General features: G+C 66.0%; 22 protein-coding genes and 2 pseudogenes. 11 read left to right on the top strand and 13 right to left on the bottom strand.

What is annotated here, in order from left to right:
* Positions 1–322: 322 nt before the first annotated feature.
* The 3 genes from CVV68_RS06310 (at position 323) to CVV68_RS06320 (ending at position 3,149) form a co-directional block, all read left to right on the top strand.
* A complete protein-coding gene (locus CVV68_RS06310; protein ID WP_211320736.1) occupies positions 323–997 on the top strand; it encodes a TetR/AcrR family transcriptional regulator in 675 nt (224 codons plus the stop codon).
* Entirely contained in the window at positions 994–2,676 is a 1,683-nt protein-coding gene (locus CVV68_RS06315; protein ID WP_110500162.1) for an MDR family MFS transporter, read from the top strand. The genes CVV68_RS06310 and CVV68_RS06315 overlap by 4 nt, the downstream gene beginning before the upstream one ends.
* A 107-nt stretch (positions 2,677–2,783) precedes the next feature.
* Positions 2,784–3,149: a hypothetical protein gene (locus CVV68_RS06320; RefSeq protein ID WP_110500163.1), complete on the top strand. Its 366-nt coding sequence runs from the start codon at positions 2,784–2,786 to the stop codon at positions 3,147–3,149.
* Between the two features lie 56 nt (positions 3,150–3,205).
* On the opposite strand, the gene CVV68_RS06325 is transcribed toward CVV68_RS06320, so the two are convergent.
* Positions 3,206–3,676, bottom strand: a complete 471-nt coding sequence (locus CVV68_RS06325) for an NUDIX hydrolase (protein WP_110500164.1) — start codon at positions 3,674–3,676, stop codon at positions 3,206–3,208.
* Between the two features lie 43 nt (positions 3,677–3,719).
* Positions 3,720–4,082 (bottom strand): annotated as a pseudogene (locus CVV68_RS06330) (citrate:proton symporter); the annotation flags it as partial.
* 96 nt (positions 4,083–4,178) lie between these two features.
* On the opposite strand from CVV68_RS06330, the pseudogene CVV68_RS24885 reads away from it, so the two are divergent.
* Positions 4,179–4,238 (top strand): annotated as a pseudogene (locus CVV68_RS24885) (hypothetical protein); the annotation flags it as partial.
* Positions 4,239–4,363: 125 nt separating this feature from the next.
* Here CVV68_RS24885 and CVV68_RS06335 read toward each other — a convergent pair.
* Positions 4,364–4,876, bottom strand: a complete 513-nt coding sequence (locus tag CVV68_RS06335; RefSeq protein ID WP_110500165.1) for a prepilin peptidase — start codon at positions 4,874–4,876, stop codon at positions 4,364–4,366.
* 68 nt (positions 4,877–4,944) lie between these two features.
* Between CVV68_RS06335 and CVV68_RS06340 the strand changes: the two genes are divergently transcribed.
* Positions 4,945–5,733, top strand: a complete 789-nt coding sequence (locus CVV68_RS06340; protein ID WP_110500166.1) for a hypothetical protein — start codon at positions 4,945–4,947, stop codon at positions 5,731–5,733.
* A gap of 74 nt (positions 5,734–5,807) precedes the next feature.
* On the opposite strand, the gene CVV68_RS06345 is transcribed toward CVV68_RS06340, so the two are convergent.
* The 4 genes from CVV68_RS06345 to CVV68_RS06360 form a co-directional block, all read right to left on the bottom strand.
* Positions 5,808–6,782: a DMT family transporter gene (locus CVV68_RS06345; protein WP_110500167.1), complete on the bottom strand. Its 975-nt coding sequence runs from the start codon at positions 6,780–6,782 to the stop codon at positions 5,808–5,810.
* Positions 6,783–6,943: 161 nt separating this feature from the next.
* Positions 6,944–8,272 carry an RNA 5'-3' helicase PhoH2 gene (gene phoH2, locus CVV68_RS06350; protein WP_110500277.1) on the bottom strand — a complete coding sequence of 443 codons (1,329 nt, stop codon included), beginning with the start codon at positions 8,270–8,272 and terminating at the stop codon, positions 6,944–6,946.
* 166 nt (positions 8,273–8,438) lie between these two features.
* Entirely contained in the window at positions 8,439–9,059 is a 621-nt protein-coding gene (locus CVV68_RS06355) for a YoaK family protein (protein WP_245933383.1), read from the bottom strand.
* A 53-nt stretch (positions 9,060–9,112) separates the two neighbouring features.
* Entirely contained in the window at positions 9,113–9,895 is a 783-nt protein-coding gene (locus CVV68_RS06360; protein ID WP_110500169.1) for an isoprenyl transferase, read from the bottom strand.
* Between the two features lie 155 nt (positions 9,896–10,050).
* Between CVV68_RS06360 and trhA the strand changes: the two genes are divergently transcribed.
* Entirely contained in the window at positions 10,051–10,698 is a 648-nt protein-coding gene (gene trhA, locus CVV68_RS06365) for a PAQR family membrane homeostasis protein TrhA (protein ID WP_110500278.1), read from the top strand.
* Positions 10,699–10,755: 57 nt separating this feature from the next.
* On the opposite strand, the gene CVV68_RS06370 is transcribed toward trhA, so the two are convergent.
* From CVV68_RS06370 to mca, 3 genes are read right to left on the bottom strand one after another with little or no spacing between them, the layout of a single operon-like run.
* Positions 10,756–13,011, bottom strand: coding sequence for a thioredoxin domain-containing protein (locus CVV68_RS06370; protein ID WP_110500170.1), 2,256 nt, complete (start codon positions 13,009–13,011; stop codon positions 10,756–10,758).
* A 21-nt stretch (positions 13,012–13,032) separates the two neighbouring features.
* Positions 13,033–13,392: a hypothetical protein gene (locus CVV68_RS06375; RefSeq protein WP_110500171.1), complete on the bottom strand. Its 360-nt coding sequence runs from the start codon at positions 13,390–13,392 to the stop codon at positions 13,033–13,035.
* Between the two features lie 58 nt (positions 13,393–13,450).
* Positions 13,451–14,353 (bottom strand): mycothiol conjugate amidase Mca, encoded by a 903-nt coding sequence (mca, locus tag CVV68_RS06380; RefSeq protein WP_438502615.1) that lies wholly within the window; start codon positions 14,351–14,353, stop codon positions 13,451–13,453.
* A gap of 145 nt (positions 14,354–14,498) precedes the next feature.
* Between mca and CVV68_RS06385 the strand changes: the two genes are divergently transcribed.
* A complete protein-coding gene (locus tag CVV68_RS06385; RefSeq protein ID WP_170133102.1) occupies positions 14,499–14,936 on the top strand; it encodes a DUF4307 domain-containing protein in 438 nt (145 codons plus the stop codon).
* A 195-nt stretch (positions 14,937–15,131) separates the two neighbouring features.
* Complete coding sequence (gene greA, locus CVV68_RS06390) at positions 15,132–15,623, top strand: transcription elongation factor GreA (protein WP_110500174.1); 492 nt, start codon at positions 15,132–15,134, stop codon at positions 15,621–15,623.
* Between the two features lie 85 nt (positions 15,624–15,708).
* On the opposite strand, the gene ilvA is transcribed toward greA, so the two are convergent.
* The 3 genes from ilvA to CVV68_RS06405 form a co-directional block, all read right to left on the bottom strand.
* Positions 15,709–16,947 carry a threonine ammonia-lyase gene (ilvA, locus tag CVV68_RS06395; protein WP_110500175.1) on the bottom strand — a complete coding sequence of 413 codons (1,239 nt, stop codon included), beginning with the start codon at positions 16,945–16,947 and terminating at the stop codon, positions 15,709–15,711.
* 50 nt (positions 16,948–16,997) lie between these two features.
* Entirely contained in the window at positions 16,998–18,299 is a 1,302-nt protein-coding gene (locus tag CVV68_RS06400; RefSeq protein ID WP_110500176.1) for an AI-2E family transporter, read from the bottom strand.
* Between the two features lie 68 nt (positions 18,300–18,367).
* On the bottom strand, positions 18,368–19,300 hold the full coding sequence (locus tag CVV68_RS06405; protein WP_110500177.1) for an aldose 1-epimerase family protein: 933 nt from the start codon (positions 19,298–19,300) through the stop codon (positions 18,368–18,370).
* A gap of 84 nt (positions 19,301–19,384) precedes the next feature.
* Between CVV68_RS06405 and CVV68_RS06410 the strand changes: the two genes are divergently transcribed.
* The 3 genes from CVV68_RS06410 to galK are packed head-to-tail and all read left to right on the top strand — an operon-like array spanning position 19,385 to position 22,667.
* A complete protein-coding gene (locus CVV68_RS06410; RefSeq protein ID WP_146238839.1) occupies positions 19,385–20,284 on the top strand; it encodes a DeoR/GlpR family DNA-binding transcription regulator in 900 nt (299 codons plus the stop codon).
* A complete protein-coding gene (gene galT / locus CVV68_RS06415) occupies positions 20,281–21,435 on the top strand; it encodes a galactose-1-phosphate uridylyltransferase (RefSeq protein WP_110500178.1) in 1,155 nt (384 codons plus the stop codon). Before CVV68_RS06410 ends, galT begins: the two co-directional genes overlap by 4 nt.
* A complete protein-coding gene (galK, locus tag CVV68_RS06420; protein WP_110500179.1) occupies positions 21,432–22,667 on the top strand; it encodes a galactokinase in 1,236 nt (411 codons plus the stop codon). The genes galT and galK overlap by 4 nt, the downstream gene beginning before the upstream one ends.
* Positions 22,668–22,761 lie beyond the last annotated feature (94 nt).

Consider the following 22,761-nt stretch of genomic DNA (forward strand, 5'->3'; position numbering starts at 1 on the left):
GCGGCGGCATTCGTCGCACCGGGCGGCCGGCAGCGCTCCAGGGCTCCCGTCTTTGAAACCCATGGCCCGCCCGCATTGGGGGGCGCTGCGGCCAATTTTCAGGGCCGCGGGGGTGGTTGTTGCCATTCGCTGCCGGTGCAACGGGGGCTAATGGCAACGGCTACCCCGTGAACCCAAAGCATCCCCGCCTGCCCGCATTTTTGCCCCGGATCCGGCACCTTGGGGAGGTTGCCCGTGGCGTGCTGATCTCAAACGGAGCTGTGACGAATGCCACGCATTGAAAACTTTGCACTCTGACGAAAATAGTGCAAACTTTTACTTTTTGACTGAAAGTGCAAAATCCTGTGCGGTCCATGGACTTCGTGAACGCAAACGCGAGGCGACCCGGTCCGCCATTACGACGGCGGCCAGGCTTGCGACCGCCAAAAAAGGCTTGAACGGCTTCACCATCGAGCAATTGTGCGAGGAAGTAGGCGTCTCGCGCCGCACGTTCTTCAACTACTTCCCCTCCAAGGAAGACGCCATCGTGGGGCACCTGCTCGATGAATTCCCCGCGGACGCGCTGGCCGCGTTCCTGGCCGGCGGCACCGAATCCGGGGTGGAACGCGACCCCAACGGGCTCACCACCACGTTGCTGCGGGACTTGTTTGAGCTCAGCTGTGCCTCGGCGGACGAAATGAACTTCACCAGGGACCACATTCACGACCTCATTGCCGCAATGAAGGTGGAACCGCAGCTCATGATGAAAATGGTGGGCAGCGCCGAGTCCCGCGAACACGAGTTTGCCGCCATCATCGCGCAGCGCGAGAACCTGCCGCCGAAAGACCCCATCGCGATCCTGGCGGCCACCGTGATTGGCACCTTGTCCCGGCTGGCGGGCCAAGCCTTCTTCTCGGAACAAAACACATTAAGCTACCGCGAAATCCTGGCCAACAATCTCTGTACGGCCCAACAACTCTTTGTTTTTTCCCCCTTACCCCTCGAAGGATCTCGATGAGTACAGCCTTAAAGGCAGGGCAACCGCTCCTGTTGACCCAAAAGAGGATCTGGATCATCTTCTCCGCGCTCATCGCGGGCATGCTGCTTTCCAGCCTCGACCAGACCATCGTTTCCACTGCCATGCCCACCATTGTGGGCAAGCTGGGCGGAGTGGAGCACCAGACGTGGATCAACACCGCGTACCTGCTGGCCACCACGATCGTGATGCCCATCTACGGCAATTTGGGCGACATGCTCGGGCGCCGGAATCTGTTCCTCGCCGCCATTGCCATCTTCACTCTCGCCTCCATCGGCTGCGCGTTTGCCACGGACTTTTGGGGCTTCGTGATCTTCCGCGCCATCCAGGGTCTCGGTGGAGGTGGCTTGATGATACTCTCGCAGGCCATCATCGCCGACATTGTCCCCGCCAACGACCGCGGCAAGTACATGGGCCCGCTGGGCGCCATCTTCGGCTTGGCCGCCGTTGCCGGCCCGCTGTTGGGCGGCTACTTTGTGGACCACCTGACGTGGGAATGGGCCTTATACATCAATATCCCGATCGGCATTGCAGCATTCGTCGTCGCGTTCTTCGCCTTGACCCTGCCGAGTAAAAAAGCCACCCAAAAGATCGACTACATGGGCGTGGTTTTCCTGTCCATCGCCACGACCTGCCTGATCTTCTTCACCGACTTTGGCGGCAAGACCGACGGTTGGACTTCCCTCACCACCTGGACCTGGGGCGCGGGCCTGCTGGCCGCCGTCGCACTGTTCATCTTTACCGAATCCCGCGCACAGGATCCCATCATCCCGCTGTCGCTGTTCCGGAACCCGATCTTCCTGAACTCCACCGCGATCGGTTTTGTGCTGGGCATGGGCATGTTCGCCGCCCTGGCCTTTGTGCCAACCTTCCTGCAAATGTCCACAGGCACGTCCGCGGCCGTCTCCGGCCTGCTGATGCTGCCCATGATGGTGGGCCTGATGGGCACCTCCATCTGGTCCGGTATCCGCATGTCCAAGACCGGCAAGTACAAGTCATTTCCGATCATCGGTTCCGTGCTGACAGTCCTCGCCATGCTGTGGATGACCACGCTGTCCGCCGAAACCCCCATCTGGGTCATCTGTGCGCAGCTGTTCGTCTTTGGCGCAGGCCTTGGCTTCATCATGCAGATTGTTGTCATCGTGGTGCAGAACTCGGTGCCGCCCGCCCAGCTGGGAACGGCCACCAGCACCAACAACTACTTCCGCGAAGTGGGTTCGGCCCTGGGCGTGGCAGTGTTTGGCGCCATGTTCACCACGCGCCTGGCCAAGTCACTCACTGAGGTCTTCACTGCCGGCGGGGCCTCCCCGGAGCAGGCCGGCAGTGCCATGTCCTCCCTGGATCCGCAGGCACTGCACCAGCTGCCGCAGGCCATCCAGGACGGCATCATCAACGCCTACGCCGATTCCCTGGCACCGGTGTTCTGGTACCTGATCCCGTTCATGGCGATCGCACTCGTGTTGGCCATCTTCATGAAGGTCATCCCGCTCTCCGACACCGCCGGCATGGTGGCCCGCGGCGAGGCCATTGGCGGCGAGGAGGCCATCCGCCTGGAAGCCGAGCGGGCTGCGGGCGTCACCGCCGTCGAGGCCGCCGTCGAGGCCGGGCGGGAATGCACCGACACCTTGCTGCTGACGAAGGAAGACCCGGAGCAAAAGTAGCCGGAGAACCTCAAGGCGCGTGCCCCCGAAAGTACCTGCAAGTACGACGGCGGCACGCGCCTTTTGAGTTTAAAGTAGACTCTGGGGCTGGCCGGGAAGGGGCGGAATTGGACTACGACACGACTGAAATGGCGGTGGGCGCAGCCTTGGTGCTGCTCCCCATTGCAGGGCTGGTGGCGGCCGGCCTGTGGTGCATGAAGAAGCCGCAGGCGCGGATGCCCTGGTTTTTCTTCCTCGGGCCGGCCGCAGCACTTGCCTATGGCTGGTTTGCCGGGCAGCTTGCCTTGACAGCGTTCCCGCCGCCGTTTGACCCCGCCTTCGCCGGCGGCCGCGGGCTGGATTTGCGCGGCATGATCATTGTGCTTTGCGCCATGGCCGGTGGTGCCGCCGGGATGGTGATCTCCGTGGTCTTTTGTTGCGTGAACCTGGTTCGCAGCCTGGTGCAACAGCGCAGGGATGTCCGGGTGCCCTGAAGCAATCCAGTGTGAGCGGCTGGGCCGGTGTGAGCGGCTGGGCCGGTGTGAGCGGCTCAGCGCTGGAAGTGGGGCTCGCCGTCGAACGCCAGTGCGCGCTGGATGCAGGCGAGGTGGCCGGGGCGCAGCGGCGGCAGCTCGTCGATGGAAAACCAGCCCACGGCGGTCGACTCGTCGTCATTGACGCGTGCCGTGCCGCTGACGTGGCGGGCGATGAACTCGATGTTGAGGAAGTCGCAGACGTCGCCGTTGGGGAACGTCACCGGCCCGACGGCGGCGATGCCGAGCAAGTGCTCGATCTCGGCCACGATAGCCGTTTCCTCGAAGATTTCCCGCAGCATGCCCGGCCCCGGTTCCTCCCCAGGCTCCAGGATGCCGGTGATCAGTGCCCAGCCGCCGGTGTCGGAGCGTTCCCCCAGCAACACCCGGCCGGCGTCGTCGAACACCACGCCCCGCACGCCCGGTAGCCAGAGCGGATCGTGGCCAATTTTCTTGCGGAGGTTGACGATGAAATCCGGTGAGCCCATGAGTCCAGCCTATCCGGGCAGCTGCCACACGGGTGGCGTGGGATCAGCCCCAGGGGATGGCGCCGACGCCGATCCCGACGCCCAGCATCACCAGGGCCACGACCAGGGCACGCCACAGCGTTTTCTTGTGGTGGTCGCCCAGCTCCACGCGGGAGAGCGAAACCAGCAGCAGGATGGCCGGCACCAGCGGGCTCTGCATGTGCACCGGCTGGCTGGCGATCGAGGCGCGGGCCATGGCGGCCGGGTCGATACCAAAGTGGGCGGCCGTTTCACTCAGGACCGGCAGGACGCCGAAGTTGAAGGCGTCGTTGCTCATGAAGAACGTCATGGGAATGCTCAGCAGTCCGGTGATGACGGCCATCATCGGGCCCATTGACGTGGGGATGACGCTGACCAGCCAGGCGGCCTGACCCAGGGCCGGCTCGAGAGCGCCTGGCAGGCGCTGCTTCCCGGCGACACGGCCGCTGCCGGCCCAAGGGCAGGCTCGGCCACCGAGGCAGCCGTGCTGGCCGCACTTGCCCAACGCGCGGGCCAGTCGACTGCGGAAGTCGCCACGTCCGTGGGCATCTCCCGGACCACCGCCCAGCGGTACCATTCCTCGCTCGCCGACGACGGCGGGCAACCAGCGGCCGGAGCGAACACCGGGGTTTCAACGAACTGCCGCCGAAGTCCTGGCCGGGACCCCGTTCAGATGGCGGGGACCAACAGCATGACGGCCAGGGCGCCGGCCAACATGGACGGCCCGAACGGGATGTGGGACTTTGCCGTGCCCCTGCGGGCGGCGATCAACGCCACGCCCCACAGTCCGCCGGCCACGAAGCCGGCCGCCGCACCCAGCAGGACGTGGTTCCAGCCCAGAAAGCCCAGGTAAAGGCCCAGCACACCCGCCAGCTTGACGTCGCCAAAGCCCATGCCCGCCGGGTAGACGGCCCATAGTATCCAGTACAGGGCACCCAAGGCCAGCAGCCCGGCCAAGGCCCGCCACAAGTGGGCGGGTTGGCCGGAAAGCAGTGCCGCCGCACCCAGAAGTATCCCGGCCACCGGGTAGGCGGGGAGGACATGGCGGTCCGGAAGGGTGTGGGTGCGGATGTCAATGATGCTCAGCACAACGGCGAGACCGAGCAGGTAGAGGCACGCCGCCACCACGCACAGTAGCGCCACGGGGTACTCGTCCCACAAGTCCGCCACCCGGGTCACCATAGCGTGATGCTACGCCATCGCCAGACGCTTTGGGGCGGGACCGCGGGCTTCCAGCGTAAGCTGTGGATATGAATGGCCTGCCCCTGACTCCCGACTCGTTCCGGCACTTGTGCCGGTCCTCGCCGTGGCGCTGGCAAACGCTGCGATTCGAGCTCCACAGGCGCGATTCCGCCGCCGTACGGGAGGGGCGCGCCCAAGCCGGCAACCCGGCGTCGGGCGCGGACGTGGCGGCCATGAACTGCTGGGTCAGGCGCCCCGGCGCGCTGCGCGTGGAGACGCTGGACGGGGCGCTGCTGGCCAGCACCACCAAGATCAATGAGTCCAAGGATTCCGTTTTCATCAGCGGCAACCGCAAGCCGTGGCTGCTGCGGCCCAGCCTGGTCAACCCCGTGAAGGACGCCGACGGCTTTGTGGTCCGCCGGCCGGAGGCCCTGTACGGCGAACCCGCCTACGGTTCAGGCCGCTTTGCTTCCGCGCTTGACCCGGTGGAGCTGGCCGGGGAGCGCCCGGTTCCGCTGGAGGCGCCGTTTGCCAACGTGGCCGAAATAACCGATGTGGCCATGGTGGAGCACCACGGGCGCGCCGCCGTGGACGCCATCCTGACGCCCAATCCCTCCTACAAGCCCCTCTTCCCTGCCGCCCCCCTGCTCTACCCGGGGCGCACCGCCGTGCGGATCGACCTGGAAACGGCCGTGTGCGTCGCCAGTCAGTCGCTCGACGGCGACTCCTCGGGTGCGGGCCACGCCCTGGTGCTTCGGGGCATTGACGAATACATGCTGGACGACCTTTTTGAGGAAGTCAGCATGGGCCTGACCGATGTCCGCTCCCACATCCCGTGGGACCTGCCCGGCTCGTAAGCGGCCCTTACCGGTAAGCGGCCCTTGGATTGCACCCAGCCATCCCAGCCAGGGCACGCCGCCAGCCGCCGGCTCTAGCGCGTTCTTGCGACAGCGCGCGCCGGCGCCGGGTTCCTTCGCCACGGCGTCGCAGCGACAGCAACGGCGAGCAAAGTCAGGGCAGTGCCGAGCACAGTGGTGACGCCGACCGCCGTCGCCGGTGTCGGGAAGGCCAGATCGAGCAGCAGGGAGCCGAGCAGTTGGCCTGCGACAGTGCCCAGTCCAAGCAGCAGGACGCCGATCCGGCGCACCAGCGCCGAACTGAGGAAGACCACGATTACGCCCAACGGTCCGGCGCCATAGAGCCACCATTCGTGCGGCAAGGCGTAAGCCGGCGAGCCAAATGGCAGCTTGATCAGCCATGCTGCCAGCAGTACCACCGTGCCGGCCGCAAAGTTGGTCAGGGTGGCGGTCAAAGGTGTACCCGCCGCGGCGGCAATCCGCCCGTTCATCGCCTGTTGGAAGCCGTAGAACAAGCCCGCCGCCAAAGGCAGGAGCAGCAGAGTGAGTGCACCGGGACCGAACGCGGTAAATTTCGCGGAGACTGCCCAGACCACCGCCACGACCGTCAGCACCGAGCCTGAAAGCCGCGGCATGGTCAGCCGCTTCCGCCCGCCCGGGCCGAAGCCCACCCTGTCCACCAGCAACCCGCTGATGGTCTGCCCGGCCACCAACGCAATGGTGAAGAGCGCGACACCCACTACGCCCACCGTGACACCCTGGGCGAACACCACCGAGGCGCCGATAATCCCGGCCGCCAAATACCAGTACGGCAGTTCGCGCCGCGCCAGAACGTCCCGCAAGGTGGCCAGCCCTGACCGTCCGGCGCGGGTGCCCAACGTCAGCAAGAGCATCAGCAACAGCCCGCAGCCGAAGCTGACCAGCGCGGCAGCAAGTCCGTCGCCCATCCGCAGGCCCATGGTTCCGGTGATTCGGGACTGCATGGCGAGGGCCAGACCGGCAACGATGGCCAGGCCGAGTCCGGCCGGGATGGGAAGTTGTCGGGGCATAAAGGTGAGTCTAGCGCCCAGCCTGCCTCGCCGTATCTCCTGGAAGCGTCTCCTGACAGTGTCTCCGGGTAGGGGCCGGCCCCATCTTCGGGCCAACGACCCAAGCGCGACACCGGCCACCCCGCGAACGGGACGGCCGGCATCGTCCGCGATGCGAAACGCTAGATTTCGGCGCGCTCCAGCATCTCCGTCACCAGCGCCGCGATGGGTGAACGCTCGGAGCGGGTCAGGGTGACGTGTCCAAAGAGCGGGTGCCCCTTGAGCGTTTCGACGACAGCGGCAATTCCGTCGTGGCGGCCGACGCGGAGGTTGTCACGCTGGGCGACGTCGTGGGTGAGGACAATCTTGGAGTTTTGGCCGATGCGGCTCATGACCGTCAGCAGCACGTTCTTCTCCAGCGACTGGGCCTCGTCGACGATCACGAACGAGTCATGCAGCGAGCGGCCGCGGATGTGCGTGAGGGGCAGGACCTCGAGCAGGCCGCGCTCCATGATCTCGTCCATGACGCGGTCGCTCACCACTGAACCCAGCGTGTCAAAGACGGCCTGCGCCCACGGGTTCATCTTCTCGCCCTCGGAGCCGGGCAGGAAGCCGAGTTCCTGCCCGCCCACCGCGTAGAGCGGACGGAAGACGACCACCTTGCGGTGCTCGTTGCGCTCGAGCACGGCCTCCAGCCCGGCGCACAATGCCAGTGCGCTCTTCCCTGTGCCGGCGCGGCCGCCCAGGGAGACGATGCCGACTTCCGGGTCCATGAGCAGGTCCAGGGCCAGCCGCTGCTCGGCGGAACGCCCGTGCAGCCCAAACACCTCGCGGTCCCCCTTGACGAGGCGTACCTGCTGGTCGGCACCAACCCGGCCCAGGGCAGATCCGCGGTTGCTGGTCAGCACCAGCGAGGTGTTCACGGGAAGAATGGCCGCTTCGGGGATGGCCACAGGCTCGTGGTTGTAGAGTGCCGCCATCTCCTCCTCGGTGGCGTCCAGCTCGGCGACGCCGGTCCAGCCGGAGTCCCTGACCAGTTCGTTGCGGTATTCGTCCGCCGCCAGGCCCATGGCGGAGGCCTTCACCCGCATGGGCACATCCTTGGACACCACGGTCACGTTCCTGCCCTCATTGGCCAGGTTCATGGCAACGGCCAGGATGCGGGAGTCGTTGTCCGAGCCGCGGATGCCCGCCGGAAGCACCTGCGCGGAAACGTGGTTGAGCTCCACACGGAAGGTCCCGCCGTCGTCCCCCAGGGGAATGGGATTGGCCAGGCCACCGTGCTTTTCACGCAGCTCGTCCAGCAGCCGCAAAGCCGTGCGGGCAAAGTAGCCCAGCTCGGGGTCATGGCGCTTGGATTCCAACTCGGAAATCACCACGATCGGCACAATCACCTCATGCTCGGCAAACCGCAGGATTGCCCGGGGATCCGAAAGAAGCACAGATGTGTCAATGACGTAACTGCGCAAATCGGTGGGCGCAGCATCCGGTGCGTGCTGTTCGAGTTTCATCGTCTCAACCACGTCGGCTCCAGCCTTTCCGGGCTGGCGGTGCACCCGGAATTCAATAGGTACGGCGAGCGGAGTTGCCCTCCGTTACTGCCAAAGTACCCGCGTCGCGGGGAGGAACTGGTGAGCCACGCGCAACGCGGTGCTGAACTTGGCATGAACAGTTGGGCTACGCGTTTTCCGGCACCCGTGAGCGGGCATTGAAAGCCAGGACCACCACGAAAATGCCCACGGACACCCACAGGGCATTGAGGTTGAGGGCGAAGTAGGCGAACCCGCCCACGATCGAGCCCAGGGTCAGCGACAGCCACAGAAACAGGTAGCGCACCCAGCCCAGCCGGTTGCCGCCGGTCAGGGCGGCCGCCATCTGCTGGCCCATCTTCACCAGGGTGCCGGTCATGTAGGTCAGGCCAATGCTGACCTCGCCATCGCGCTCAAAGATCACGTTTAGCGCGCCCATGGCCAGCGCCATGACGGGCGGCGCCAGCCACACTGCCACGTTCAGGTCAAACAGTACGACGGCGAGCCCCAGTGCCGCCGTCACGTACAGCAACACCCACATCCGCTTGCGGAACGGAACCAGGCGCCGCAGGATCGACGCGGAGATGACTCCGGCCGTGAATGCGGCCACCAGTCCCATCGCCAACATGAAGCCCAGCGGGTTGCCCTCGGCCAGTGCGGCCCCCGCGCGGGTGGAGTTGCCGCTCATGAAGGAGACGAAGTAGCCGCCCAAGTGGATGAAGCCAACCGCGTCAACGAAACCGGCGGCCAACGACAAGGCACCGGCCATGATGATTTCATTTCTGTGGTGACTATGCATGCTGTACCCCGGCCAGCTTTTGGCTAGCTGCCGAACCGCCGGCTGCGGCCGGCATAGTCCCGCAGGGCGCGCAGGAAGTCGATCCGACGAAAGGCCGGCCAGAGGGCCTCGCAAAAGTAAAACTCGCTGTAGGCGCTTTGCCACATGAGAAAGCCCGAGAGCCGCTGCTCGCCCGAGGTCCTGATGACAAGGTCCGGGTCCGGCTGGCCGCGGGTGTAGAGGAACTTTGAGATGTCGTCCACGGTCAGGCTGTCCGCCACGTCCGCCATGGTGCGCCCCTCGGTGTCGGCGTCGTGCAGGAGCTCGCGGACGGCGTCGACAATTTCACGGCGGCCACCGTAGCCGATGGCCAGGTTGACGTGGATGCGCTCCTTGGCCGGCACCCGGGTGGTCAGTGAGGACAGCCGCTGCGCCAGGTAGTCAGGGAGCAGTTCCGGGGCGCCCATGGCGTGGACACTGATGTCAGCGTCGGCGTCGAGCAGGTCAAGGGTGTTGGCGATGATGCCCATGAGCTCGTCGAGTTCCTCGGGCGAACGGCTCATGTTGTCCGTGGAGAGCATGTAGAGCGTGACCACCTTGATGCCCAGGTCCTGGCACCAGCCCAGGAATTCCAGGATCTTGTCCGCACCGGCCTGGTGGCCCTGGCCGGTGGGGGCGTTGAACTGCCTGGCCCAGCGGCGGTTGCCGTCCACCATGACGCCGATGTGGCGGGGGACGCTGCTCAGGTCCAAGGACCTGCCGAGCCTGCGCTCGTAATAGTTGTACAGCAGTTTCGGCTGGCGAAAGGGCCCGGAGAACAAATGCATGGGAGTGCGCCAGACCTTCCGGATCGTGGCCAGGCGGCCGGGGAAACTTGCTAGTCCTAGGGTACCTGCCGGTGCCAGAATTTGCGGACAGGCCGCCACCCCCCCCCCATATTACCCGGCAGTAACTTCCGGCCAGGGCTACTATGCTTTTGATCATGACGTCCCCTCTATTTCTAGAACCAAAGCCCAGCTGGCGGGGTTGGTTGCATGCGGGAACGGCCCCGCTGGTTTTGATTGCCGGGACCATCCTGGTGGTGCTGGCCCCGGGCGCGACGGCCAAGGTCACCACTGCGATCTACGCCTTCACCGGGGTATTGCTTTTTGGTACAAGCGCGCTATATCACCGCTTTGACTGGCAGCCCCAGACCAAGAGGGTGTTGAAGCGGCTGGACCACAGCAACATCATGCTGGTCATAGCAGGCTCCTATACGCCATTGTCTGCCCTGATGCTGCCGCGACCCACGGCCACCCTGCTGCTGTGGCTGATCTGGACCGGGGCGGTCCTGGGAGTACTGTTCCGCGTGCTGTGGGTCGGCGCCCCCCGGTGGCTGTACGTTCCCATCTACGTACTGCTGGGCATCACGGCTTTGTTCTTCCTGCCCCAATTTTGGGCCGCCGGAGTGCTGCCAACCCTGCTGATCTGCCTGGGCGGGGTGTTCTACATTGCAGGGGCCGTCGTTTACGGCATCAAGAGGCCCAATTTCAGCGTCCGGCATTTTGGTTTCCACGAGCTGTTTCACGCCTTGACAGTTCTCGGTTTCGCGTCACATTTTGCGGCAGCCGTCCTTGTGGTTTTCGGCTAACTCCGCCACGCACCGACGCTCCCACAGAATAGCGTCACTATGCCCCGACGCGGCCGCTCAGAGCAGCCGGCCGAGTTCCCCGACTGTCGTGACCGGGCGGGCGCACACCATGTTCCGGCACACGTAAGCCAACGGCGGTACGTCGGTGCCGGCGTCGTCCTTCAGGGAACGGCCCTCAAGCAAGGGCAGGGGGGCAGCACCCATACCATCCCAGACAGCGATCACCATGCCCGGCGACGGCGCTGCCCACGCCCGCCGGGCCAGCGCGTCGCGGCCGGGACCTGGCGCGCCAACAATGGCCGTTTCCACGGGCCCGGCCGTCATGGCCTGGGCCACGGACAGCAACCCGCCGGCGGAACGCGGCGCGCGCCTGGCCAGGTCCGGCAACGTCCCCAGCAGGTTTTCTGCCAGCACCCGGCGCTCCGTGGAGCCCGTATACGCAGCGAAGGTGACCAGTGAACCAGCCAGCAGGGCCACGGGGCCGGCCGTCGCGTTGTCGAACGGGTCGGCATACCGGGCACCGGCGGGGGCACCACCCACCGCCGCTGAACCGCCGGCACTGTTGAAGACCGTGCCGTCCTGAACAAACCGTTGCGCGGCCGTCAGCAGCTCGGCGGCAAAGTCAAACCACTGTCCGTCGCCTGTTGCCGCGTAGAGCGCAAAATAGCCATCGGCGCACGCCGCATAATCCTCCAGCAGCCCCTCGATGCCCCTCGCCCGGCCCTCATGTGAAACCCGGCGCAGCACCTCGCCGTCCCAGTGCACCCTGCGCAAATACTCTCCCAGCCCGACGGCGTGGACCAGCCAGTCTGGCTTCCCCAGCACCATGGCAGCCTCCGCCAGCGCCGCCAGGAGCATTCCGTTCCAGGATGCCACCACTTTGTCGTCCCGGGCGGGCATCACCCGCGCAGCCCGCTGTTCCCGAAGGCCCGGAAGCAGACGCTCCCACGCAGCACGCTCGTCCTGGGCCAGCGCCCGGCCGGGGTGCAGTGGTGCCGCGCCCGCAACGGGGATGCCCATGAGGTGCGCGACGACGGACACGGCTTCCGCGCCATCCCCGCCTCCCGCGCGTTGCAGCTGCCGGCGCGTCCAGTGGTAGCTGAGACCCTCGTGGTGGACCCCGTCAATGACGGTGTCGGCGTCCAGCGACGAGGCAAATGCCCCACTGGGAAGGAGCAGCTCCTCCGTCAGCCAGCCAACGGTCCCTTCCGCCGCTCTCCGGGCATCGGCAAGCGACAGCGGCACGGGCCTGGTGGTGTCGTGGATGTGGTGGACCGGCCCGGCGGGCCCCGCTGCGTACAGCGACTCAAGTGCTTCCGGCCGCGCCTCCGCCAGCCGCACCCAATGCACCAAAATGCGCAGCAGGCCGGCGTTGTCGTATAGCATCTTCTCGTAGTGGGGCTGGGCCCAGTCGGCCGTGACGCTGTAGCGGGCAAAGCCGCCTCCGACCTGGTCAAAAAGTGCTGAATTCACCATGGCGCCAAGCGTCCGCCCGGCCAGGCCAAATGCCGAGCGGGAGGAATCCCCCTCGCCGGCCGCGTGCCTGATCAGGAACTCCAGCCCGGGCGTGGGCGGGAACTTGGGGGCCGTGCCCAGTCCGCCGTGGGTCCGGTCTTCAGCGTCGGCCATGGCGTTGACAGCGCCCACCGCGGAGACGAAAAGGGACCGGGCCCAGTCCGAGACAGCCGGGGCCTCCAGCGAAACGCCGCCACCGGTCACAGCCGCGCTGCCGGAATCAGCCCCGTGGGGGGAGGCAGCACCGCCCGGAGGGGCGGCTACACCATCGGCGGCAGCACCGTCCGTGCGAATCCGCCACACCGGATCGGCCAGCGCAGCCGCCACGGCACCGGCAGTGGCCAGGACTTCCTCGGGACGCTGTGTCCAGGCCTCGACCACCGCCTCCAGGACCTGCCTGAAGGACGGGCGTCCGGAGACCGGCTGCGGCGGGAAATAGGTTCCCGCAAAAAAAGCCTGGCCCGACGGGGTCAGGAAAACACTCATGGGCCAGCCGCCCTGGCCGCTCAGGGCCTGGGTCGCCGCCATATACGCATCGTCCACGTCGGGACGTTCCTCGCGGTCCACCTTGATGGCAACAAAGTGCTCCCGCAGGTAGGCCCCGATGGCCGGGTCTTCAAAGGATTCACCGGCCATGACATGGCACCAGTGGCACGCGGCGTAGCCCACGGAAAGGAATACCGGAACATTCCGCTCGCGTGCTTCGGCGAAGGCCGCGTCATCAAAGGGCTGCCAGTCGACCGGATTTCCGGCATGTTGGCGCAGGTACGCGCTTGGTTCGCCGGCCAGCCGATTCATGGGTGCCCCTTAGCTGTTGCCTTATTTCTTGTCGGTGTCCGGCTCCGGCGCTTCCGGGTCCTGCTGTTCCAAGGTGTCGCTGCCGGTCGCACTTGCGGAACGGCCGGCGTCGTCCCTCACGATGGGAATGGCCAGGTATTCGGCGTCCGGGCCATGGGAACCGCCCATGGCAGCCTCCTGGACCTGGGAGCGGTAGCGGACGCGGCGGATCCGCTTGACCATGTCGCGGATCAGGAAAAACATGATCACCACAATGAATGCCATGGCCAGAAAGCCCAGGAAGCCCGGGCCGATCTGGTCATCGGTCAGTCCCGCGCGCAGGGTCGGCACCGCCGGGCTTGGCGGAGGAGTGGTGGCGGCGAGCAAAAACAATGAGTGCACAATTCGTCTTTCGTTTCATCCCCGGAAGGCTTGGCGCGCTGCGGGAAACGTCCACTGTCTATCGTAGGCCAGCAAACAGGTCGTTTTCGGGCACGGAGGTGGGAACGCGGGATTCGATGAGCGAATAGTCCTCCCACGGCCACACCTTGCGTTGCATCTCCGGGCTGACGGCAAAGAAGAAGCCGTCTGGGTCCACCTGCGTGGCATGGGCACGCAGGGCGTCGTCGCGCTTCTCAAAGAACTCGCCGCAGTCAACCTGCGTCGTGGTCGGGTGGCTGCCCGCCGGAGGGGTGTGGCCTTCCGTGTCAGCCTCCAGCCACGCCGCGAGACGCTGCGCGTACGGCGACGCCAGACCTGCTTCCTGAAGGGCAAAGTGCAGGGCGCGGAAACGCTGGGGATTGAACGCGAGGTCGTAGTACAGCTTTTGCGGCTCCCACGCCTCCCCCGTGCCCGGATACTTCCCCGGGTCCCCGGCTGCATGGAAGGCTTCCACGGCCACCTTGTGCGCCATGATGTGGTCAGGGTGCGGGTAGCCGCCGTTTTCGTCATAGGAGACGACCACGTGCGGGCGGAAACGGCGCATCAGGCGGACCAACGGGGCGGCAGCGATCTCCAGCGGCTTCAGCGCGAAGCAATTGTCGGGCAGCGCCGGCAGGGGGTCGCCCTCGGGCAGGCCCGAATCGGCGAAGCCCAGCCACTGGTGCTCGATGCCCAGTACCTTGGCAGCACGGGCCATCTCGAGCCGCCGGGCACCGGCCATGTCGCGGGCGGAATGGGCGTCCCCGACCATGGCCGCGTTTTGAATGTCGCCGCGTTCGCCGCCCGTGCACGTGGCCACCATGACGCGGGCACCGGCAGCCACGTAGGAAGCCATCGTGGCCGCACCCTTGCTGGCTTCGTCATCGGGATGGGCATGCACGGCCAACAGGCGAAGTGGTTCGGCAGTATGCCCCTCATTGATGGTCACGTTGGCTACCTTCGATTCTTAGTGCAGTGTGGGCGAAAAACGTGTGCAGGAATAAACGCTAAACTCATACTGTCCTTAACGCCCATGCATGGGCGGCCAGCCCCCGGCCCAGCCGCGGATCAAGACACCAGTGGATGCAGTGACAAATTCTGAATCTCCCGCAGCTACCAGCGTAGCCAATCGATACGGCACCCCCAAGCGGACGCTGTCCAAAACGCGAAGGATAATTGTCCTTGCCGTGGTGGGAGTCCTGGCAGTCACCTGGATTTTGTGGGTCACTGTGGGCAACAACACGGGGATCTCGAACAAGCTGATCAGCTACAATGTGGTCGATCCCACACTGTCCACGGTGGACGTGGCAGTGACCAAGGACCCTGCCGCCACCGCCAAGTGCGCACTGCAGGCGCTGAACTCCTCCTACGCCGTGGTGGGCTATAACGTGATCACCATCGGTCCCAACGGCACGGGCGCCGGCGTCGATTCCGGACGGACGACGACGGTGCGCGGCGAGGTGCGGACGGACTCCCTCGCGGTGACCGGCGTCGTCGAAGATTGCTGGATTGTGCGGCAGCCGTAACACGCAAACACCCGATTCTTGGGTTTATCCGTCTTATTGACTAAACTTGTCATTATTATCTTCACCCCGCTTGGACTACCGTGGTTTTCCGCGCATGGATGGTGACCGTCGCCCGATGGGCACACCAGCTGTGGATCACCATTGGAACCACCGTTGGCGGGGTCTTTGCTTTTATGTACCTTCGAGGAGAACTCCGTGCCTACCATTAACAGTGCGTCCGCTGCCTGGCTGACCCAGGAAGCCTTTGACCGTCTCCAGACAGAGCTGACTCAGCTTTCCGGGCCCGGCCGTGCAGAAATCGTCAGCAAGATCGAGCAGGCCCGCTCCGAGGGCGACCTGAAGGAGAACGGCGGCTACCATGCCGCCAAGGACGAGCAGGGCAAGATCGAGGCCCGCATCCGCCAGCTGAGCGAGCTCCTTCGCAGCGCCCATGTGGGCGAGGCCCCCGCCGACGACGGCATTGTGGAACAGGGCATGGTGGTTGGCGCCACGATCGCCGGCGACAATACGACCTTCCTTCTCGGCAGCCGTGAAGTGGGCGCCGGGGACATGGAGGTCTTCAGTGAACGCTCCCCCCTGGGCAAGGCCATCATGGGCCACAAGATTGGCGACAAGCTCAGCTACGTTGCACCAAATGGCAAGACAATCGACGTCGAGATTCTCTCCGCCAAGCCGTACCAGAGCTGACCTCTTCACCAACTGTGTCGCAGTTGTTGCTGGAATTCCACGGAACTCCAGCAACAACTGCGACACAGTTGCTTAAAGAGCCCTTTTAGTGGACCACGATCGGCTGGAAGCCCTCCGCCCGCAGGGCCGTCAGAACCAGCTCGCAGTGTTCGTGCCCCTTGGTTTCCAGATTGACGGTGATGGACACATCGCCCATCGAGATGGAGCCGCCCACGCGGGTGTGGTCCACGCCGGTGACATTGGCGTCGTTCTCGGCGATGATGCGCGAGATCGTGGCCAGCGAACCGGGCCGGTCGTTGAGCATCATGCGCACCGTCATGAAGCGTCCTGCCGCTGCCAAGCCCCGCTGGATGACCTTGAGCATGAGCATGGGGTCGATGTTTCCGCCGGAGAGGATCACGGCCGTGGTGCCGGGGTTCTCAATCTTGCCTTCCATGAGCGCCGCAACGCCCACGGCACCGGCCGGCTCCACCACCATCTTGGCCCGTTCCAGCAGGAAGATCAGGGCACGGGCCAGCGAATCCTCGCTGACGGTGATGACGTCGTCGACCAGTTCGCGGATGATGGAAAACGGCAGCTGGCCCGGACGGCCCACGGCGATGCCGTCGGCCATGGTGGAGACCCTCTTAAGCGGCACCAGGGCATCGGCGGCCAGGGAAGGAGGGTAGGCGGCCGCATTTTCCGCCTGCACGCCGATGACCCGGATCTCCCGGCCCAGCTCCTTGGCACGGGCCTTCACGGCCACGGCCACCCCGGCAAGCAGGCCGCCGCCGCCAACACCCATGATGATGGTGTCCACGTTGGGCACCTGCTCCAGGATCTCCAGGCCGATGGTGCCCTGGCCCGAGACGACGTCCACGTTGTTGAAAGGGTGCACAAACACCGCGCCGGATTCATTGGCGAAGCGTTCGGCCTCGGCCAGCGACTCGTCCACGTTGTAGCCGTGCAGCACCACTTCCGCGCCGTGGCCGCGGGTGGCCGCCAGCTTGGGCAGCGCCACGCCCACGGGCATGTAGATGCGGGCCTTGATGCCCAGCGCCTTCGCGGCGACGGCCACGCCCTGCGCATGGTTGCCTGCCGAGGCCGCCACCACGCCGCGGGCGCGCTCCTCGGGCGACAGCCGCGCCATGCGCACATACGCCCCGCGCACCTTGAACGAGCCGGCCCGCTGCAGGTTCTCGCACTTGAGGAACACTTCCGAGCCCGTCATCCTGCCCAGCGCCCGGGAACTTTCAATGGGGGTGAGAGCAATAATTTCCTTCAGCAGCTCCCGTGCGGCTTCAACATCGGCAAGGGTTACGGGCAACTCGCTGCTTGCGTTCACGATACTGTTCTCTTTCTTCGTTGTTGCGGGGAAAAATTGTGGCAGCCGGCCTATGGCTGCGTGGCCACAGCAGGTCCGGACGACGCCGTCCCTTCCGTTGCGCCGTCGGCCGCACCTTCCTGCATGGCCCGGGCGCGCGTCCCCCCTGGTACCGGAGCCGCGTCCGGCCCCGGCGCGTCCGGCCCCGGCGCAAGGGGGCCATCCGGCGTCGTGCCTGCCGGTGGATCATGCGGCAGGCCGTATATGTCGGGAAGGTTGGGATCGTTGTCCCAGCCGCGTCCGGCAATGTAGCGGATGAAGGAATTGGCAACGGCCAGCAGCGGCACCGCGAACAAGGCACCAAGGATCCCTGCGATGGAGGAGCCCGCGGCCACGGCCAGGATGACGGCGACGGGGTGCAGGGACACCGCCCGGCCCATGATGAACGGTTGGAGCAGGTGGCTCTCCAGCTGCTGGACGAGCAGGACAATGCCCAACATGATCAGGGCGTTCACCCAGCCGTTGGCGACCAGGGCCAGCAGCACGGCCACGGCTCCCGTGACAAGCGCACCGACCACGGGGATGAACGACCCCACGAAGACCAGAACGCCCAGCGGCAGGGCCAGCGGAACCTGGATGATGGCGGCGCCGGCGCCAATGCCCACGGCGTCCACGGCGGCAACCAGGATCTGCACGCGCACGTAGTTGCCCAGCGACAGCCAGCCGCGGAGACCGGCGCCATCGATCGCGGGGCGGGCACGGCGGGGAAAGAAGCGGACCATGAAGGCCCAGATGTTCTCCCCTTCAAGGAGGAAGAAGATCAAAATGAACACCGTCAGCAGGAGCCCGATGGCAAAATGGCCAAAGCCAGTGCCGATGCCCAGCGCACTGGAGAGGATGGCGCTGCTGTTGTTTTGCAGGGCGTCGAGGGCCTCGTGCAGGTATTTGTCGATCTGGTCGTTGCTCAGGCCCAACGGGCCTGACGTCAGCCAATCCTGAATCTGGATCAGGCCTGTGACGGCCTGCCTGCTCAGATCCGCAATGCCGGAGATCATCTGGCGTCCCACCAGGAACAGCCCACCAAACACCACCACGATCAGGCCCACCAGCGTGCCGCCAACGGCCAGCCATTGAGGCAGGCCAATCGCGCGCAGCTTGTTGACCACGGGCCGCAGCAACGCACCAAAAAGAGCCGCCACCATGAGCGGGATGACCAGCACGCTCACCTGGGCCAGCAGCCACAACAGCATCGCCGAGACCACCAGGACCAGGCCGACCCGCCAGGCCCACGCGCCAGCCACCTGCATGCCGAACGGGACCACGGACTGCCCAGCCTGAAAGGGGCGCTCTGGTTGCTGCTGCATTGGCGTCATAGACCAATAATTCCCCATGCGGCAAAAATACGTAAAACGAGGTCCACGACAGGCGCGGCGCGGACGCCCTACAGCTCCGAGTCGACGCCCCAGTTCATGGTGAACCGCTCCCCCGGCGCCAGCCATTTGAGGCCGTCGCCGGAGTTGAAGGCATTCGCCGGACCCGTCATTGGCTCCAGGGCGACGGCCAGTGGCCGCCCCGGAAAATCCGAGGTGATGAACACGTGCACGAAGCTGACGGAACGGTCGTGCCACAAGCTCACGCTGCGCCCGTCGGGGGCCGAAAGCGTCTGGCGGGCAACGCCGTCGTCCGCGGCGGTGCCGCCAAACCCGAGTGCGGTGAATGCCGTGTCCATCTGGACCTCGGGCAGCAGGCGTCCGCGCCGGAGGTCGTATATCCCCTCCACCGGCAAGGTGTCAGTGGGGATCATGCGGTCGTTGGCGGCGAGGTAGCTCCCGGCATGCACCGTGACGGTGAGCTGTTCGGCGGGGGTGTCTCCCAGCCGGAAGTACGGGTGCGCGCCCAGCACAAAGGGTGCCGGCTTTGGGGAATCGTTGATGAGGGTTTGGGCAACCCTCAGGGCGCCGTCGGCGGTGAGCCCGTAGCGTACCTGGTGTCGGGCCAGGAACGGGTAGCCGTGCTGCGGGTAGATGACGGCTTCCAGCAAAACGTGGTGCTCCGATGATTCCAGCGCGGCATAGCCGGTGTTGCGCAGCAGGCCGTGGATGGCGTTGTTGCGCGGGACCTCGGTGATGTCCAGCTGCTGGGCCTTGCCGTCCAGCTCCCACCGGCCGCCCTCCACACGGTTGGCAAAGGGTGCCAGCGTGATGCCGGCGGCTCCCGGGGCGGTCTCGCCGGCACCGTAGCCTTCCACCAACGCCACGCCCGAGCGGTCGTAGTGGCGCAGGCCGGCAGCCAGCGAGGCAATGACGGCCGTGGCATCGTTGCGGCGCAGTGTGAACTGCGGACCGGATGCCGCACGGGCTGTGGGGTTAGTCATAGGCCAACGTTACAGGCTGCCGTGCGGCAAAACCGCTACATCCGGCTGGCATTGTCGCCGGAGCGGCGCAAATAATGTAAGATTTTGTTTGAAAGTATTGTTTTTTACGTCCTCGCCATTGCCGAGGCCAGAGGGCAGGGGTCTTCCATGTTGGCACCGGAACGCCAGGCGCGCATCCTGAAGGAGCTCCAACTCCATGAGGCGGTGCGGGTGGCGGATATTGCCGCCACCCTGAACGTCAGCGAGATGACCATCCGGCGCGACATCGAGGCGCTGGATGCGAACGGGCTGGCCCGCAAGATCCACGGGGGCGCCATGCGGCTGGCCCGGCTCAGCGCCCTGGAACCGGGCTTCCTGCTCAACGCTGACAAGGAACTTGACGCGAAACTGGCCATCGCCGGCGCGGCCCTGAAGCTGATCAAGCCGGGCATGACCCTGGCCCTGACGGGCGGCACCACCACCTACCAGCTGGCCGTTCACCTGGCCGCCGTCCTTGAACAGCTGCGGGAGCTGACGGTGGTCACCAACTCGCTGAAGGTCGCCGAGCTGCTGTACCGCCAGCAGGGCAATTCCTCCTGCACGGTCATTGTCACCGGCGGGGAACGCACGCCGTCGGAGGCCCTGGTGGGACCGGTGGCGCGCCTGGCCCTGCACAGCCTGAACACCGACCTCTGCTTCATGGGCGTGCACGGCCTTGATGCCGAACGCGGGCTGACCAGCCCCAACCAGTTGGAGGCGGAGACCAACGCCGCCTTCATCGAATCAACCGGACGCCTGGTGGTCCTCGCCGACAGCACCAAGTTCCAGGTCCGTTCGCTGGCCACCATTGCCCCGCTCTCCGCCGTGGACACGCTCATCACGGACGACGGCGCCAGTGCGGCCACGCGCGAAATGTTCGCCTCCCGCGTGCCCACGTTCACGGTGGCACCCGCCGCCGACCCCAGGCCCGGGCCCGCCAGGAATTCGACCAGGAAGTCCTCATGACCATTCCCACAAGCACCCGCCTGGCCGACGGCCGCGAGCTGATCTACTTCGACGACGGCGCCACCGCCCACAGCCACACGGCCGTGGACACCCGTCCGCTGGACCCCCGGAGCGGGGACAACACCGGCGAGCTGCGCTTTGACGCGCTGACCGGCGACTGGGTGGCCATCGCCGCCCACCGCCAGACCCGCACCTACCTGCCCCCGGCGGACCAGTGCCCGCTGTGCCCGACCACCGGCGCCAATCTCTCGGAAATTCCAGACTCCGGCTATGACGTGGCAGTGTTTGAAAACCGCTTTCCCTCGCTGGGGCCCGCCGTGGGCCTGGTGCCGGAAAACCCGACGTGGGGCACCAAAGGACGCGCCTTTGGCCGTTGCGAAGTGGTGGCCTTCACTCCGGAACACACGGGATCCTTTGGCGGACTTTCCACTGAGCGTGCCCGCACCGTCATTGACGCGTGGGCACACCGCACTGAGGCGCTGAGTGCGTTGCCCGGCATCAAGCAGGTATTCCCGTTTGAAAACCGCGGCCAGGACATCGGCGTGACGCTGCACCACCCGCACGGTCAGATCTACGCCTATTCCTATGTTCCCCCGCGCAGCGCCGTCATGGCCGCAGCGGCCTTGTCCCACCTCCAGGCCAGCGGCGGCCGCGAGACCCTGCTGGGCACCATTGTGGCGCAGGAGTCCGAATCGGGCGAGCGGATGATCGCCCAGGGCGAGTACTTTAGTGCCTATGTGCCCTTTGCCGCGCACATGCCGCTGGAAATCCACATCACCCCACACCGGCATGTGCCGGACTTCGCTGCGCTCAACGATGCCGAACGCGACGAGCTCGCTGCCATGTACCTGGACGTCCTGCGCCGCCTGGACAACCTGTACGGCACGCCCACCCCTTACATTTCTGCCTGGCATCAGGCACCGCTGGATTCCCTGCTGCGCCCCGCCGGTCGCTTCCACCTGGAGCTGACCTCCCCGCGCAGGGCTGCCGACAAGCTGAAGTTCCTGGCCGGCTCAGAGGCCGCCATGGGCGCCTTCATTAACGACACCACCCCGGAACAGACCGCTGCCGTGCTGCGGGCAACCTCGGCCGAACCCCGGCCCGCCGCCACAGCTGCCACCGCATCCGCGCAGAAAGCCGCCATCTCATGACCGAACCCCGGCAGCCTGAATTCCCGGCACCCGAAACAACAACGACCCAACCCGCGGCTCCCGCCGGCCCGGCTCCCGGGGCACTGAGTCCCGAAGAGGTTTCCGCACGGTTTACGGACATCTTCGGAGCGGCGCCGGACGGTGTCTGGACCGCACCCGGACGCGTCAACCTCATTGGCGAGCACACGGATTACAACGAAGGCTTTGTGCTCCCGTTTGCCATTGACCGCTCCGCCGCAGTGGCCGTCCGCCTCCGCGACGACAAAACCGCCCGGCTGTTCTCCAGCTACGGCGACCAGGGCGTGGTTGCCGTTGACCTCACCACGCTGTCCCACGGCACCATGCGCGGCTGGACGGCCTATCCCCTGGGCGTGGTGTGGGTGCTGCGCCAGATGGGCGTGGAAATCGGCGGCTTCGACCTGTTCCTGCACTCCACGGTGCCAACAGGCGCGGGCTTGTCCTCCTCGGCAGCCATAGAGTGCGCCGTGGCGTCGGCCTTCAACGACTTGTGCGGCGCCGGGCTGACTGCCAACGAGCTGGTGCTGGTGGGCCAGCGGGCCGAGAATGAGGTGGTCGGGGCGCCCACGGGCATCCTGGACCAGTCGGCCTCGCTGCTGTCCACTGACGGCCACGCCGTCTTCCTGGACTGCCGCACCCAGGAATCCAAGCCGGTGCCGCTGGACCTGGCCGCCGAGGGACTGGTGGTCCTGGTGGTGGACACGAAGGTCTCGCATGCGCACGCCACCGGCGGATATGCCGCACGCCGCGCGTCCTGCGAGCTGGGCGCTGAGGTGCTGGGCGTGCAGGCGCTGCGCGACGTCACCGAGGCTGAACTGCCGGAGGCTGCCGGCCTGCTGGACTCCGAGACCTTTCGCCGCGTGCGGCACATTGTCACCGAGGACCGGCGCGTCCTGGACACGGTGGCCGTCCTGGCCGACGCCGGGCCCTCCGCCATTGGCGCGCTCCTCACCGCCAGCCATGCCTCCATGCGCGACGACTTTGAAATCTCCTGCCCCGAACTGGACCTCGCCGTGGACACTGCGCTGGCCAACGGCGCACTGGGGGCGCGAATGACCGGAGGCGGCTTCGGCGGCTCGGCCATTGCGCTCATCCCGGTGGCCGAAGAGGCCAAGGTGCGCGACGCCGTCGTACGCGCCTTTGCCGGCGCCGGCTTCACGGCCCCGGACATCTTCGCCGTCTCGCCCGCGCAGGGCGCCCGCCGGGTCGGTTGACGGGAGGGCGGATACGCCGTCGTTCTTCTGAAAAAAGTAAGACGCACTAGCTGCTGAAAAACCTTGCGGAATCAGCAACTAGTGCGTCTTACTT

Origin of the sequence: Arthrobacter livingstonensis (assembly GCF_003219815.1) — a bacterium.
Classification (GTDB): Bacteria; Actinomycetota; Actinomycetes; order Actinomycetales; family Micrococcaceae; genus Specibacter; species Specibacter livingstonensis.

Bases quoted from the DNA above. Each gene is read 5' to 3' on its own strand.
- CVV68_RS06315 (WP_110500162.1), top strand. From the start codon at position 994: ATGAGTACAGCCTTAAAGGCAGGGCAACCGCTCCTGTTGACCCAAAAG.
- CVV68_RS06325 (WP_110500164.1), bottom strand. From the start codon at position 3,676: ATGGGCTCACCGGATTTCATCGTCAACCTCCGCAAGAAAATTGGCCAC.
- CVV68_RS06335 (WP_110500165.1), bottom strand. From the start codon at position 4,876: ATGGTGACCCGGGTGGCGGACTTGTGGGACGAGTACCCCGTGGCGCTA.
- CVV68_RS06340 (WP_110500166.1), top strand. From the start codon at position 4,945: ATGAATGGCCTGCCCCTGACTCCCGACTCGTTCCGGCACTTGTGCCGG.
- CVV68_RS06345 (WP_110500167.1), bottom strand. From the start codon at position 6,782: ATGCCCCGACAACTTCCCATCCCGGCCGGACTCGGCCTGGCCATCGTT.
- phoH2 (WP_110500277.1), bottom strand. From the start codon at position 8,272: ATGAAACTCGAACAGCACGCACCGGATGCTGCGCCCACCGATTTGCGC.
- CVV68_RS06355 (WP_245933383.1), bottom strand. From the start codon at position 9,059: ATGGCCGGTGCCTTGTCGTTGGCCGCCGGTTTCGTTGACGCGGTTGGC.
- CVV68_RS06360 (WP_110500169.1), bottom strand. From the start codon at position 9,895: ATGCATTTGTTCTCCGGGCCCTTTCGCCAGCCGAAACTGCTGTACAAC.
- trhA (WP_110500278.1), top strand. From the start codon at position 10,051: ATGACGTCCCCTCTATTTCTAGAACCAAAGCCCAGCTGGCGGGGTTGG.
- CVV68_RS06370 (WP_110500170.1), bottom strand. From the start codon at position 13,011: ATGAATCGGCTGGCCGGCGAACCAAGCGCGTACCTGCGCCAACATGCC.
- CVV68_RS06400 (WP_110500176.1), bottom strand. From the start codon at position 18,299: ATGACGCCAATGCAGCAGCAACCAGAGCGCCCCTTTCAGGCTGGGCAG.
- CVV68_RS06405 (WP_110500177.1), bottom strand. From the start codon at position 19,300: ATGACTAACCCCACAGCCCGTGCGGCATCCGGTCCGCAGTTCACACTG.
- galT (WP_110500178.1), top strand. From the start codon at position 20,281: ATGACCATTCCCACAAGCACCCGCCTGGCCGACGGCCGCGAGCTGATC.
- galK (WP_110500179.1), top strand. From the start codon at position 21,432: ATGACCGAACCCCGGCAGCCTGAATTCCCGGCACCCGAAACAACAACG.